This window comes from Myxococcus stipitatus DSM 14675 (genome assembly GCF_000331735.1).
GTDB lineage: Bacteria > Myxococcota > Myxococcia > Myxococcales > Myxococcaceae > Myxococcus > Myxococcus stipitatus.
In genome coordinates this window covers 5,201,132-5,215,069 of the sequence record NC_020126.1, presented here as the reverse complement: position 1 = coordinate 5,215,069, position 13,938 = coordinate 5,201,132, and the positions used below count along the sequence as shown (strand labels likewise).

Sequence of the window (13,938 nt, the reverse complement as noted above, 5' to 3'; positions counted from 1 at the left end):
ACCGCCGTACCCAACCTTCGACGGGGGGAGAATGCAGTCCAACGTTTTCACCGCGGTCCTGATTCCACTGTCATTGGCCATCATCATGCTCGGCCTGGGCTTGTCGCTGACGCTCGAGGACTTCAAGCGCGTCATCCTCTACCCGCGGGCGGTGATCATCGGGCTCGTGTGCCAGATGTTGGTCCTCCCCGCGGGCTGCGCGCTGGTGGCACACGCCTTCGGGCTGGCGCCGGAGCTGGCGGTGGGGCTGATGCTGCTGGCGGCGTCCCCGGGAGGTGCCACGGCGAACCTCTTCAGCCACCTGGCGCGCGGCGATGTGGCGCTCAACATCACGCTCACGGCGGTGAACAGCGCGCTGACCCTCGTCACCCTGCCCTTCATCGTCAACATGTCCTTGCAGCACTTCATGGGTGAGGACCGCGCGGTGCCCATGCAGTTCACGAAGGTGATCCAGGTCATGATCATCGTGCTGGGGCCGGTGAGCATCGGCATGCTCATCCGCTCGCGCCGCCCGAACCTGGCCACGCGGCTGGACAAGCCCATCCGGCTCCTGTCCGCGGTGTTCCTGGCGCTGATGATTGTCGGCGCCGTGTACCAGGACCGGAACAACATCGGCGCGTACTTCAAGCAGGTGGGGCTGGCCGCGCTGACGTTCAACCTGATGAGCATGGCCGTCGGCTTCGTCACGCCGCTGCTGTTCCGACTGCCGCGCAAGCAGGCGGTGGCCATCGGGATGGAGATCGGCATCCACAATGGAATCCTCGCGATGACCATCGCCATGAGCCCGCTGCTGCTGGGCAACGCGACCATGGCCATCCCCCCGGCCATCTACAGCATCATCATGTACTTCACGGCGGCGGCGTTCGGCTTCGCCGTCACCCGCGCCGGCCCGGCCCCCGTCCTTCACGAGGAAGTGTCGCGATGATGCATCAGCCTCCTTCGAAGGCCCTGCGTGCGCTGTGTCTGGCCCTGGGACTGGCCGCGTCCCCCGCGCTCGCTCAGCAGCAGGAGTCCACGGCCGCCCTGCCGGAGGTTCCGACTTCGGGGCCCACGCCTCCTCCCGAAGTCACCCCGGCCAACGAGCCCTCGCCGGCGGCGCCGCTGCGCCCCATCCCCAACGTGCGGCTGTACCTGACGAGCCTCAACCTCTTCCGCGTCAATCCCCTGGGGTTGGAGACCCAGAACCGGCTGGTGCTCCAGAAGCGCCTGTTCGACAGCCCGTCGGTGGTGCTGCGCGACACGTTCGTCAACGCGGCCGCGAGCCTGAAGGTCAGCCCCGCGTCGCTCAAGGTGGGGCCCACGGTGGAGATCCAGCCGGTGGCGCTGTTCAACCTGCGCGCCAGCTACGAGTACACCCAGTTCATGGGGACCATGGGCTTCCTCCAGTCGTATCCGGACCCGCTCCGGGACTTCTCGGACGACGCGCTCGACGCGGGCGAGGACCGGGCCTACAGCACCAGCGGCCACCACTTCATGCTGGAGCCCACGCTCCAGGCCAAGGTGGGCCCCATCGCGGTGCGGACCAAGTTCAGCTTCGAGTATTGGAATCTCTCGCTGCGCGACGGCGAGACGACGTTCTATGACCCGTTCCTCGACACGCTGCTCGCGGGCAAGGGCTGGGTCTACACGAACGACTCGGACGTCATCTACCTGGCGGACCGGTGGGCCACGGGCGTGCGCTTCAGCGGCGTCTGGCCGCAGTACGACGCGGACCAGGGCGTGAGCGGCTCGCTCAAGGCCAACAACAGCCACATGCGCGTGGGGCCGTTCGCCTCCTACGCCTTCAACCAGGATGAGGGGACGCTGTTCAACCGCCCCACGGTGGTGGCGTCGGTGGCGTGGTACCTGAAGCACCCCAGCCGCCAGGACGCGCTGCCCTTCATGTTCGTGGGCTTCGCCTTCAACTCGGACCTGATGCGCCAGCGCTGAGCGCCTCCCCGCTCCCGCGCGAGTCGTTGCGCGGGAGCGGAAGGCGTCCGGACTTCAGTGGTCGTGGTGACCGTCCGGCCCGTGCGCGTGGCCGTGCTCCAGCTCTTCCTTCGACGCGGCGCGGACGTCCGTCACCTTGCCGGCGAAGTGCAGCGTCTTGCCGGCGAGCGGGTGGTTGTAGTCCACCGTGACTTCCTTCTCGTTCACGCTCTTGACGAGGAACTCCACCTCGTCGCCGTCCGGGTCCTCGGCGGTGAGGATGCCCCCGGCCTCGAGCTTCAGGTCCGGCGGGAACATGTCCCGGGGAACCACCTCGATGCCCTCGTCGTCGTACGGGCCGTAGCCCTCCTCGGGCGGGACGACGACGGAGAAGGCATCACCCTTCACCTTGCCCTCGAGCGCCTTCTCCAGACCGGGGACCAGCTGCTCGTGGCCCTGCAGGTAGACAAGCGGATCTCCGGCATCGCTCTCGTCGATGACCTCTCCGTCGCCCAGGTGCAGCTTGAAGTCGATGGAGACGACACTGTCCTTCGTGATTTTCATGGCGCCCCTCATAGCCCAGGCCGTGGATTCGCGCCCCCATCATGTGCTCGTTCCGAACACGGGAGCGCGGGGAACCGGGGGCGCGCGCCCGAAATCAGACGCAAGGGCTCAGGCGCCCGAACGAGGAGGGCGGGCCTCCAGGTCCAGCGAGTGGGCCCGAGCGCTCCGCTCCAGCCGCCCCTCGATGCGAAGGAGCCGTCGCTGGTGGTCCTCCGGGGCCTCCGCCGCGGCGGAGAGCCGGGCGTGGCGCAGCGCGGCCGGCAGGTCCTTGAGGGAATGTTCGTAGAGCTTGGCCAGCTCCAGGTGCAGCGTCGCCGCCTGGACACCTCGGGCGGCCGTCAGCGCCTGGTGCAGGTGCTCGGCGGCGGCCTGGGGCTCTCCGGCCATGCGGGCCAGCCGTGACGCCAGGGCATGGGCCTCCATCCCCACGGCGCCGGAGCCTCGGGTCGCCGCGTGGGCGAAGGCCCGCGCCCGAGCGTGGTCCCCGGCCCGGAAGGCCACCCCCGCGAAGCCCAGGAGGTCCCTGGGGTCCTCGCCCGAGGGCACGTCGGTGCCGTCTCCGGCCCGGAAGCGGCGGACCAGCTCTCCGAGGAGCGCGGCCAGGAGGAGCAGGTCGTTCGCGTTGTGCTCCAGCACGGGCGTCAGCGCGGAGCCGTCCCCGCCTCGGAGGTAGCGGAAGTACAAGTCTGGAATCAGGGAGCCGTCGACGTCGTCGACGCGGCGGTGGCCGAGGACGTGCTCCTCCATGTGCACCAGTCGCGTGCCCGCCCCTCGGTGCTTGAAGACGCGGCGGGCGCAGTGGAGCAGGTCCAGGTGCGGCAGCTCGGCGGGGGTCTTGACGCGGTTGAGCACGAAGCGCGTGCGCAGCAGGGGCCAGTCGAAGCTCTTGCCGTTGAAGGTGACGAGGCACGAGGACGCCGCCATGCGCTCGGCGAGCACGCGGAGCATGGGGGCTTCTTCGCCCAGCTTGCGCAGGAAGAGTTGGTGGACGCGCAGGGAGCGGCCCTCGAACCAGGCCAGGCCCACGAGGAAGGGCACGGTGCCCGTTCCGCCCGCGAGCCCCGTCGTCTCCGTGTCGAGGAACAGCATCCGCTGGTAGTCCACCCCGGCCAGGTCTTCATGGAGGGCGAGCCGAGCGACGAGTGCGCCCTCGACGTCGAGTGCTCCTGCCACGGGGGCGGTGCCGTGGTGGTGGTCTGGCGCCAGGACCCGTTCGGAGACGTGGACCGTCCCGTGGGGGGTGTCCTGGGGGGCGACTGGAAGCGGACCTGGGCGAGCCCGCTCGGGCGTGGCGGCACGGCGTGCGGAGGTCTGTCCTTGTCGCTCGGACCACTCCGCGAGCATCCGACGGAGGGACTCGACGCGTGGGTCCGAAGGGCGCGGCGGCTCCGTCGAGGGCTGTCGCGACTCGGTGACGGAGGGAGAGCCCGAGGGCGGCGCGGACTCATTCGGGCGCGGTCCGGAGACAGCAAGAAGGCCCGAGAGTGGCGCGGCGTTCTCCGCCTCCGCTCGCTGCTCGGTGACGGAGAGAGGGCACGAAGGAGACGCGACGCTGCCCGATTCCACGCGCGGACCTGCGACGACGGGAAGGCCCGAGGCCAGATCGGTGTCGACGCCTTGCGCGCGAGGATGGGTGACGGCGGGAAGGCCCGAGGCCAGCTCGGTGTCGACGCCTTCCGCACGAGGCTCGGGCGCGACGGGCGGCGTGGGGGCACCTCGGGGCGCGGGCTTGCCTCCCGGGCCCACGCCCGTCAGCCGCGCCAGCTTTCGCTTGAGGTCCACGCGCCGAGCCTCCGCCTACTGCACACCCGCGACGCCCAGCGCGGACAGCACTTCCAGCCCCAGGCGCTTGCGCGGATGCGGGTCCACGGGCGCCTGTCCCGGCATGACACCCGACGCAGGTCCGATGCACGCGGGGCAGCCCTCCTCACACGCGCACGACTCCAGCAACCTCCGAGCGCGAACGAGCAACTCATCCCGCTGGTCGAAGAGCCGAGCCGCCAGCCCCACGCCGCCGGGCACGTTGTCGTAGAGGAAGATGGTGGGGTCGAACCCCACGCCGCCATCCTTGCGAGGCGGCCCCTCCGCGTCGTCGCGACTGCCCAACGTCTTGCCGATGTCGCGCGGGTCGATCATCAACCCCACACATGCCACCGTCCGCAGCGCGGTGGCCACACCTCGCAGCGCATCGATGACCGCGGGACGAGGCGCGTTCATCGAGCGCACCACCGACTCCGGCACCGTGAGCCACAGCGCCGTGGTGTGCATCTGCATCTCCGGCAGCGCCACCTCGCCGTACCCGACGTTCTCGTGCGTGTGGTACTTGATCTTCTTGTAGCCCACGACCTTCTCGATGACGCTCACCTCGCCCATGCCGGCCTGGAGCGACGGGCCGATGGCCGCCCCCTGGTCCTCCTGGATGACGTTCACGCGCACGTACGTCATCGCGTCCGTGAAGTAGTCCGGCGCCACCTTGCGCACGAAGGCCTTGTGGTTCTCGTAGTCGAAGTGCTCGACCTGATACTGCTCGGCCTCGTGCTGATAGATGGCCTGCTCGTGCAACATCGTGTGCGCGGAGCGGAAGTCCATCTCCGCGAGCGTCCGGTCCGTGCCTCGCTCGATGATGACGACGTTGTCCCAGCCCACGCTGCGCAGCGACACGTGGTTCGCCGGGTACGCATCCGAGGACCAGTGGAACACGCGCCGGCCCCCCTCTCCCGCCGTGGGATGCACCACCTCGTGCTGGGCGAGGAACCCCAGCGCCTCCGCGGTCGACTCGGCCGGCACGTCACCGAAGGGCTCCCCCTCCTCGAACGGCAGCTCGAAGGAAGCGCACTTGAGGTGCTGGACGAGAATCTCCACGTTGTCCGGGTCGATGCGCGCGTGCTCCACCGGAGCGCCGATGAGGAAGCGAGGGTCCGCCGCGAGGTACTGGTCCAGCGGCGCACTCGACGTCACGAGCAGCGCGAGGCTCCCCGCGCCCCGGCGTCCCGCGCGTCCGAACCGCTGCATGAGCGCCGCGACCGAGCCCGGATATCCCGCGCACACCACCGCGTCCAACGAGCCGATGTCGATGCCGAGCTCCAGCGCGTTGGTGGCGACGACACACCGCACCTCGCCCGCGCGCAACGCGGCCTCCGTCGCGCGGCGCGTGCCCGGGAGGTAGCCGCCGCGATAGCCTTGGATGAGCGACGGGTCGAGCTTCTCCTCGACGAAGCGATCTCTCAGGTACTTGAGCATCACCTCGATGTTGTTGCGCGACTGGCCGAACAACAGCGTGGACACGCCCGCGCGCACCAGGTCCGCCGTCAGTCGCACGGACGTCTTCAGGTAGCTGGCGCGAATGCCCAGCTCCGCGTTGACCACGGGCGGATTGAACACCATCACCCGGCGTTCTCCAGAAGGCGCGCCACTCTCGGAGACGAGCTCGACGTCGCAGCCCAACATGCGCCGGGCATGCGCCTGCGGATTGCCGATGGTCGCGGACGCCGCGATGAACACCGGGTCCGAGCCATGGAAGCGCGCCACGCGGCGCAGCCGGCGGAGGACATTCGCGAGGTGTGAGCCGAAGACGCCTCGATACGTGTGCAGCTCGTCGATGACGACGAAGCGCAGGTTCGAGAACAAGCGGGCCCAGTTCGCGTGGTGCGGGAGGATGCCCGTGTGCAGCATGTCCGGGTTGGTGAGCAGCACGCCCCCGCGCTCACGAGCGGCCCGCCGCGCATCCGCCGGCGTATCTCCGTCGAAGGTGATGGCGCCGTGAGTCAGCCCGGCCTCGCGCATGAACGCGCGCAGGGATTCCTCCTGGTCTCTCGACAGGGCCTTGGTGGGGAACAGGTACAGGGCCCGGGCCTGGGGCTCCCGCGCGAAGCGGTCCAGCAGCGGGAGGTTGTAGCAGAGGCTCTTGCCGGAGGCGGTCGGGGTGGCGATGACCAGGTTCTTCCCCCCGCGCGCCAGCCGGTACGCCTCCGCCTGGTGGGAGAAGAGCTGCTCGACGCCTCGGAGGCGCAGGGCCTCGCGCACCTGGGGGGCCACCTCGTCGGGGATGGGGGCGAAGGAGCCCACGCGGGCGGGGGACGCCTCGTCGAGGGAGAAACACGACGCCAAGGCCCGGTCCGTGCGCCACTGCTGAAGCACGGAGTCCAGTCCCCGAGGGGCATTCCAGGGCGTACGACGTGGGCCGCCAAAGGCCCCCTCTTCCTTCTCGGACTTCATGGGGCGGGCACTGTACAGGTGTGTACCCGGACGGACAACGCGAACGGGGCCGGGCGCGCGGAATGCGGCTCGGCTAGGGTGCGCGCCCGTGGCCCTCGCCATCTTCCTGTTCACCTACGTCTTCATCGCCGGTGCCCGTCTCCCCTATCTCAAGCTCGACCGCCCCGGGGGTGCGCTCCTGGGCGCCGTGCTCATGGTGGTCCTCGGCGTCGTCACCCCCGCCGAGGTCTTCAACCACAGCGAGAACCCGGCCCGGCACGCCATCGACGCCGACACCATCGTCCTGCTGCTGGGGATGATGCTGCTGGCGGCGTACCTCTCCCAGGCCGCCTTCTTCCGCACCGCGGGCGCGTGGGCCGTCCGTCACGCCCACACGCCGCGGCGCCTGCTGCTGGCGGTGACGTTCATCTCCGCGGTGCTGTCCGCCTTCCTCGTCAACGACACCGTGTGCCTGATGCTCGCGCCGCTGGTGCTCGCCACCGTGGAGGACGCCCGCCTGCCGCCCGCGCCCTACCTGCTCGCGGTCTGCATGGGGAGCAACAGCGGCTCGGTGGCGACCTTCACGGGCAACCCGCAGAACATGCTCATCCAGGGAGCGTCCGGCCTCTCGTATGCCAGCTTCGCGGCGTACATGGCGCTGCCCGCGCTGCTCTCCACGGCCATCGTCGCGGGCTCGCTCCTGTTCATCTTCCGCAAGGAACTGTCCTCGGCGCGGTTCGACCCTCACCCTCCTCCGCCGCCCATCGACCGGGGGCTGCTGGCGATGACGCTCGTGGTGATGGCGGGCGTGGTGGCGGCCTTCTTCGCGGGCCTGCCGATGAGCTGGAGCGCGCTCGCGGGCGCGGCGCTCGTCATGGCGCTGTCTCGCAGGGAGCCTCGCGAGGCGCTGGAGCGCGTGGACTGGGTGCTGCTCCTGTTCTTCTCCAGCCTCTTCGTCGTGGTGTATGGCGTGAACAAGCACGGGTGGGCGGAGGACATCCGCCAGGTGTTCGCGCCGCTGATGGTGGGCTCGAGGTTGCAGGAAAGCCTGGGCTTCGCGGGCCTGACGCTCGTGGCGTCCAACCTCTTCAGCAACGTGCCCTTCGTGATGCTCGCGCGCTCGTGGGTGCCCTCGCTCCAGGATGTGGAGCTGGGCTGGCACGTGCTCGCGCTGGGATCCACGCTCGCCGGCAACCTCACGCTGGTGGGCAGCGTCGCCAACCTCATCGTCTTCGAGGCGGCCCGAGGCAAGGTGGACATGACCTTCATGCGCTACCTGCGCGTCGGGCTCCCCGTCACGCTCATCAGCTTCGTCGCGGGGCTCGCCGTGCTCTACGCGGAGCACGCCCTCTTCTGAGCCCCGCCGCCGGGCCCGGCGCCTATTCCGGGTCCGGGTCGGGCAGCTCGCCCGGAGCCAGCTCCGGGTCGGGCGGCTTCGGCGGCTCCACCACCCCGGGAGCCACGGTGTCCGGCTGCGCGGAGACCGCGGTCGCCTCGGGTGAAGGACTCGGGCGCCGCTCACGAGGCGTCAGGTCCTTCACGAAGTCCGCCGCCACCTTGTCGAGCATGGACGTCATCGCCTGGCGGAAGAGGTCCGGGCTCTTGCCGACCTTGAACGGGTCCAGGTGCGCGGCGTCGGACTCGGACTGGTCCACCTCGAACGGGTGGCGCCACACTTCCGAGCGGCCATCCAGCGTGAACATCCGCCCATAGCCTCGGAGGTACGCCCCCGCGTGGCCCTTGTGGCTGCGCATCCCGTATTCCTGCACGACGAACTCGACGATGGTGTCCGCGCCCAGCGGCATCACCAGGTCGTAGTCCGGTGCATTCGCCGGGACCTCCTCCACGAGGAAGCTCTCCAGCACCGTGGCCACCCGCGCCGGGTCCACCGTGTGCGTCCACGGCGCCTCGCGAGGCAGCTGCGTCAGCGTGTTCACCCGCAGCCGCTCCGAGATTTCGAAGCGCGTCACCGCTTGGAGCAGCTTCACCGTGAGTCGGCGATCTGCTTCCACGGGTTCCAGCTTCTTCAGCTTGTCACCGTAGGTGGAGTCGTCGCGAAACACGAAGCTCCGAGGTCCCGCGCCGTCCTCGATGCGAGAGATGAAGGCGGGGCGGCGCACGCGGTCCAGGTCCGCGCCGGCCAGCCGTTGCGACGCACAGCCGGCGCACAGCACCAGAGTGAGAAACGGGAGGAGACTTCGCGTCATGGACGGAGGTTTACCCCATTGCGGGGCCGCCCGCCCCTTCCCGCCCTCTGTCCGTCACCTCGGCGGCCAGCCTGCCCGGTCGCTGTTATGCTGCGCGTCGTGAATCCTTCATCTGTGTCACCTCCCCCGTCAGCTCCGGGCCGCAAGCGCCGGCTCGGGGAAATCCTCATGGACGCCGGCCTCCTGACGGAGACGCAACTGCGCTCGGCGCTGGCCGAGCAGCGCAAGTGGGGCGGACGGCTGGGCCTCACGCTGGTGCAGATGCGGTTCGTGGACGAGAGCTCCATGGTCCACGCGTTGTCGAGGCAGCTCGCCATCCCCACCGTGGAGCTGGATGACCTGGCGCCCTCGTCCTCCGCGCTCCAGGCGCTGCGCGTGGACATCGCCGAGCGCTACACCGTGTTCCCCACCACCGTGGACAGCGCCACCAAGCTGCTCACGGTCGCGACGGCGGACCCCACCAACGTGGAGTCCCTCCAGGAGCTGGCCTTCCACACGGGTCAGCGCATCCAGGTCGTCGTCGCCGCGGCGTCCTCCATCGAGCGCGCCATCCGCCGCCACTACCACGGCGAAATCACCTCCGCGACGGCGACACCGCTGGCCTTCGGCATGGAGGAGGAGACCTTCGAGCTCGCGCCTCCGTCGGGTGCCTTGGAGCTCATGCCCACGGCGCGTCCCGCCGCCGCCAGCACGGCCCCCGCGCCTGTCCGGGAGAGCGAGCTGCTCCAGCGCGTGGAGGGCCTCACGCAGCAGGTGACGGACCTGGAGCGCATGGTCGCGCAGCAGGCGCGCTCGCTGCGCGCCATGCTGGAGCTCCTGGAGAAGCGCGGGCTGGTGACCCGCGACGACTATCTCGCGAAGGTGCGCTGAGCGAGCGCGCCTGGGGCCTCAGACGAGGATGAGGTCCTCGTCGAGGTCCATCGAGTCCGGGTCCAAGGCGGAGCTCGCGCCCAGGACCGCCTCGGTGCGGCGCAGGCGCTCATCCGTCAGCTCCGACACCAGCACGAGAATCTGCGGGTGGCTGGAGATGAGCGCGTCGAAGTCCTCGCGCGGAAGCCGCAGCAGCGTGGTGTGCCGCGACGCCATCACCGTGGCGGTCGCGGGCGTCTTCTGGAGCAGGGAGATTTCACCGAACAGGTCTCCCTCCTTCAGCCGCGTGAGGAGGTGCCCGTCCTTGTGCACCTCCACCTCTCCGGAGAGCAGGACGTAGAGGCCGTCCGTCGGATCTCCGTCGCGGATGATGACGTCCTCTCGCTCGACGTCCCGTGCGCGGAAGCGCTCCACCAGCGTCCGTCGGTCCTTCCGGTTGAAGGGCCGGAAGAGCGCGGACGTATTCATCACGTTGGTGAGCAGGCGCTGACGGACGAACTTCTTCAACGCCGCCGCGACCTGGGGGTGGCTCCGGGAGAGCGACGCGAGCACCGGGGCGGAGATCTCGAGCAGCTGCGTGTCGTCGGCGCCGGCTTCGACGGAGGCGGTTCGGGGCGCACCGGACAGGAGCGCCATCTCACCGAAGAAGGCGCCTCCCTCCAGCACCGCCAGCTCGACGCGCTGCGCGTTGTCCGAGCGGAAGACGCGGACCTTCCCTTCGCAGATGACGTAGAAGGCGTCGCCGCGGCTGCCCTGCTCGATGATGCGCTCGCCGACCTGGAAGCGACGCAGCGGGCAGCGCTCGAAGAGCTCGATGAACGCGTCGCGCGGCAGGTCCGAGAACAGCGGGATGGTCGGGAGCGTGTCCAGCGAGGGCACGTCCGTGACGACTTCCTCGGTGAGGCTGAAGACCTCTTCCTCGAGTCCGCCGTCGGACTCCTGGGCGCGCTGGACCCGCCCCGATTGGGCCGCCAGCTCCACCGCGTGCAGCAAGGAGTCCGCTTCCAGCTCCAGCTCCGTGAAGGAGGATGGAATGGGCGGCACCGCGCGGAGCGAGGCACCCAATGCGCGAGACACCTCGCGGAAGGGCACCGCCGTCGCACCCGAGGCGGGAGTGACTTCCGTGCGGCGCGGGCGCAGTCCAGGAGGCGCCGAGGGCGGGTCGATGACCGTGGGCGTGCGAAGCGAGACCTCGGACTCCATCGCCGCGGTATCCGCGATGGGCGAGGCCAGGGCCTTCCACTTGCCACTCGCGGCTCGCGGTGGCGGCGGGGCGGGAATGGAGGCTCGGACCTCCTCCGTCGCGCTCGGCGGCGAGACCCGAGGCGAGAGCCCCGGCGGCAGCGAAGGAGCTCGGGCGGGAGGCTCGCCCAGGGGGATGTCGATGCCCTCCGCGACGTGGGCGCCTGGGGCCTCGGCGTCCGCGTTCGTGAGCCCCACGCTCACGGAGTGGACCACCAGCTCTTCCGAGCCACCCGCGGCTTCCGGGCTCGAGGGCGTCTCGATGGAGAGTGACAGCTCGGCGGGAAGCTCGGCGGAGAGGTCGACCGCTCCCGTTCCGGCTTCGAGGGCTTCGGGCGGACGGCCCTCCCCTGCCTCGGGTTGCGCGGACGCGGGACGTTCGGGAGGCGGCGGCGCGGCGAGCGCGCTGGTCATCGGGCCGCGTGCCCGCGCTCCCACGGGCGTTCCTCGCCGCGCGTAGAGGTTGGCCAGCATCTGCTGGACGCCTTGATGGCTCGGGTCCAGCTCCAGGATGAGCTTGCTCGCGGCGATGGCGCGCGGGAGGAAGCCCTCCTTCGCGAAGCCCTCGGCGGCGGACTGGTAGGCCAGGATGGCGCGCTCGCGCTCTCCAGCCTTGGCCCACGCGTCACCCGTGCGCAGGCGCGACTGATGGTCCTTCGGGTCGAGCTTGCAGAAGTCCTCGTACAGCTCCGCGGCCTTGCTGAAGCGGCCCTTGGAGAAGGCTTCGGCGGCGCTGTCCTTGAGCTTGCGCGCCTCCATTACCGGGCACCCTCCGAAGCCGTGCCCCCCTTCGCGAGCGCCGCGCCCGCCGCGTCGCGCACGGTGCGGTAGTAGTCGCTCCGGAGCGCGTCGAGCGACTCGGTCTGCGTCGTCGCCCCCATGCGCTTGAGCGCCGTGGCCGCCGCCGCGCGAATCTCCGGCAGGTCGTGGAAGAGGTCTCGCGACACCACGTCGGCGGCCTGCGCGTCTCCCAAGGTCCCGAGCGCCAACAACACATCGCGCCGAGCGACAGTGTTCGTCTCGTCCAGCGCCTTGATGAGCGTGGGCACCGCGTCCTTCGCCTGGATGCGCGCCAGCAACACCGCCGCGAGCGCCGCCTCCGGCCCTCCATCCTTCACCACCGCCTGAAGCACAGGGGAGGCCGACGCGGGCACCGCCGTGCTCCGGGTCAGCGCATCCAGCACGAGGAGCTTCTCGCTCCCCATCTTCGGGAGCAGCTCCACCAGCGCGGCCACCCCCACCTCTCCTCCGTCCACGAGCGAGATCGCCAGCGCCTTCTGGAGGTCGCGCTCGGGCTCGAGCAGTCCTTCTCGCGCCACCGCCACCCCCTCCGCGCCCAGGCGGGCCAGCCCCTGGAGCGCGGCCGTGCGCAGGGGGAGGCTCGAGTCCTGGCTGTAGCCCTTGAGCAGCTCCAGCGCCCCGGGCGCGCGCAACATCGCCAGTGCGCGCAGCACGGTGGCCAGCGGGACGAGGCGCGCGGGCTCCACGTCGTCGAACAGCTCCGTGGGCGCGCGCGGCTTGACCACGGGACGGCCAGAGTCACGGGCGCGCTGCGCGTTGAGGGCCTTGACCCGGTCGAACAAGGTCGCATGGCGCGCGGCCCGCTCGTCCTTGGGCGCCCCGGTGGGCAGGGACGACGCCGAGCCGGAGGGGTCGAACTCCGCGCCATACGCCTCGGGGAGCTTCTGGACGACCCAGTCCGTGCGCAGCGCCTCGAGCCCCTTGGACTCCTGCTCGAGGAGCTTCTGCAGCAGCGGGATGACGGATGCGTCACCCACGGATGCCACGGCGTCCACCGCGAGCAGCCGCAGGGCGGCATCGTTCTGCTGAAGCCACGGCGTCACCTTGGGCAGCAGCGCCTGCGCGGAGGGCCCCAGGCCCATGACGGCCTGCAGACCGTTGGCGGCGGTGGTGACGCGGGAGAGCCGCTCGCCAATGGGGTCCGCCGGGCAGCCGCCTCGCGAGCGCATGGCCTGGGCCGCCACGAGCGCATCCGCCGGGGCGCCATCGAGCGCGACGGCACAGAGCGCGGCGTCGGTCTCCGGGGTGCGGGGGAAGGACACGATGGCGTCGAGGGCCTGAGGGCTCACCGCGCTCTTCTCCAGCGCGACGGCCTGGAGGCGCGGCGCGACGGCGGGGTCCTGCAGCTTCATCAGCGCGGTGATGGCGGACTCGCGCAGCTCCGGGAAGCTCTCGTCGAGCAGGAGCGCGATGGCGCCCACCGCGCGCTTGTCACCGGCGTCCCCCAGCCCCCGCACAGCCGCGGCGGCGAGGACGACCTGGCTGTCTCGGACGAGTGGCAGCAGGCGATTGACGGCTTCGGGGCGTCCGCTCTTGCCCAGCTCCTCGGCGGCGCCGACGCGCTCGGGGAGCTCGCCCTCGGAGAGGGTCAGGAGGTTGCGGTCCCACTGGGACTTGGCCTCGGCGGCGACGACCTCCGCCATGGCGCCGGGCACGTTGGCGTTCTTCAGCGCCTGGACGATGACCTGACGGGTGGTGCGGCCACGACGCCCGTACTGCAGCATGAGGTAGGCCTTGGCCTTGTCGTTCTTGACCTTGGAGAGCGCCATGGCGGCGCGGCCCTGGACTTCCTCATCGGAGTCCTCGAGCAGCTCGCCCAGGAGGTCCACCACGCGAGGGTCCTGGCTCTCGCCGAGGGCGACCGCGGCCTCGGCGCGGACGATGGCGGCCAGGTCCTTGGCCGCGCGCGTGAAGAGGATCAGGTCGTCCGCATTGTTCTGCCCGGCGAGCTTCTTCACCGCCAGGGCGCGGACCTCCGGACGAGGACTCTGAAGGTCTGCGAGGAGCTGGTCCCGGCTGCCATTGCAACCGACGACCAGGGCCAGCATGAGGATGAAAGGGCGCGCGCCGGTTCGCATCGGTCTCCGCGGAGGGAAACGGTGGAAAAGTCGCGGGGGGTTATATCAACACCCCCCTCGTCTCCCAATCCGCA

10 protein-coding genes are annotated in these 13,938 nt (G+C 70.3%); 4 read left to right on the top strand and 6 right to left on the bottom strand.

Translation table 11 applies throughout. The annotated features are described in order from the left end of the window. Positions 1-31: 31 nt before the first annotated feature. Together MYSTI_RS20225 and MYSTI_RS20220 are read left to right on the top strand one after the other, a co-directional pair. On the top strand, positions 32-925 hold the full coding sequence (locus MYSTI_RS20225) for a bile acid:sodium symporter family protein (RefSeq protein WP_015349643.1): 894 nt from the start codon (positions 32-34) through the stop codon (positions 923-925). Further along, the gene (locus tag MYSTI_RS20220) at positions 922-1,929 is read left to right on the top strand and encodes a hypothetical protein (RefSeq protein WP_015349642.1); all 1,008 of its coding nucleotides are present in this window, start codon (positions 922-924) and stop codon (positions 1,927-1,929) included. Before MYSTI_RS20225 ends, MYSTI_RS20220 begins: the two co-directional genes overlap by 4 nt. 54 nt (positions 1,930-1,983) lie before the next feature. Here MYSTI_RS20220 and MYSTI_RS20215 read toward each other — a convergent pair whose 3' ends face one another. The 3 genes from MYSTI_RS20215 to MYSTI_RS20205 all read right to left on the bottom strand — a co-directional run bounded on the left by MYSTI_RS20215 (position 1,984) and on the right by MYSTI_RS20205 (position 6,687). Continuing rightward, a complete protein-coding gene (locus MYSTI_RS20215; RefSeq protein ID WP_015349641.1) occupies positions 1,984-2,472 on the bottom strand; it encodes an FKBP-type peptidyl-prolyl cis-trans isomerase in 489 nt (162 codons plus the stop codon). Between the two features lie 108 nt (positions 2,473-2,580). After that, the gene (locus tag MYSTI_RS20210; RefSeq protein ID WP_015349640.1) at positions 2,581-4,254 is read right to left on the bottom strand and encodes a ribonuclease H-like domain-containing protein; all 1,674 of its coding nucleotides are present in this window, start codon (positions 4,252-4,254) and stop codon (positions 2,581-2,583) included. A 15-nt stretch (positions 4,255-4,269) separates the two neighbouring features. Next, positions 4,270-6,687 carry a DEAD/DEAH box helicase gene (locus MYSTI_RS20205; protein ID WP_015349639.1) on the bottom strand — a complete coding sequence of 806 codons (2,418 nt, stop codon included), beginning with the start codon at positions 6,685-6,687 and terminating at the stop codon, positions 4,270-4,272. Positions 6,688-6,775: 88 nt separating this feature from the next. On the opposite strand from MYSTI_RS20205, the gene MYSTI_RS20200 reads away from it, so the two are divergent. After that, a complete protein-coding gene (locus tag MYSTI_RS20200) occupies positions 6,776-8,023 on the top strand; it encodes an ArsB/NhaD family transporter (protein ID WP_015349638.1) in 1,248 nt (415 codons plus the stop codon). A gap of 22 nt (positions 8,024-8,045) precedes the next feature. Here the strand turns inward: MYSTI_RS20200 and MYSTI_RS20195 are convergent, their stop codons facing one another. Beyond that, positions 8,046-8,873: a hypothetical protein gene (locus tag MYSTI_RS20195; RefSeq protein ID WP_015349637.1), complete on the bottom strand. Its 828-nt coding sequence runs from the start codon at positions 8,871-8,873 to the stop codon at positions 8,046-8,048. Positions 8,874-9,041: 168 nt separating this feature from the next. Here MYSTI_RS20195 and MYSTI_RS20190 point away from each other — a divergent pair, with 168 nt between their 5' ends. Beyond that, a complete protein-coding gene (locus MYSTI_RS20190) occupies positions 9,042-9,743 on the top strand; it encodes a GspE/PulE/PilB domain-containing protein (RefSeq protein WP_015349636.1) in 702 nt (233 codons plus the stop codon). Between the two features lie 18 nt (positions 9,744-9,761). Here MYSTI_RS20190 and MYSTI_RS20185 read toward each other — a convergent pair whose 3' ends face one another. Together MYSTI_RS20185 and MYSTI_RS20180 are read right to left on the bottom strand one after the other, a co-directional pair. Then, entirely contained in the window at positions 9,762-11,744 is a 1,983-nt protein-coding gene (locus tag MYSTI_RS20185; protein WP_015349635.1) for a cyclic nucleotide-binding domain-containing protein, read from the bottom strand. After that, positions 11,744-13,864: a HEAT repeat domain-containing protein gene (locus MYSTI_RS20180; RefSeq protein WP_015349634.1), complete on the bottom strand. Its 2,121-nt coding sequence runs from the start codon at positions 13,862-13,864 to the stop codon at positions 11,744-11,746. Before MYSTI_RS20180 ends, MYSTI_RS20185 begins: the two co-directional genes overlap by 1 nt. Positions 13,865-13,938: the final 74 nt, after the last annotated feature.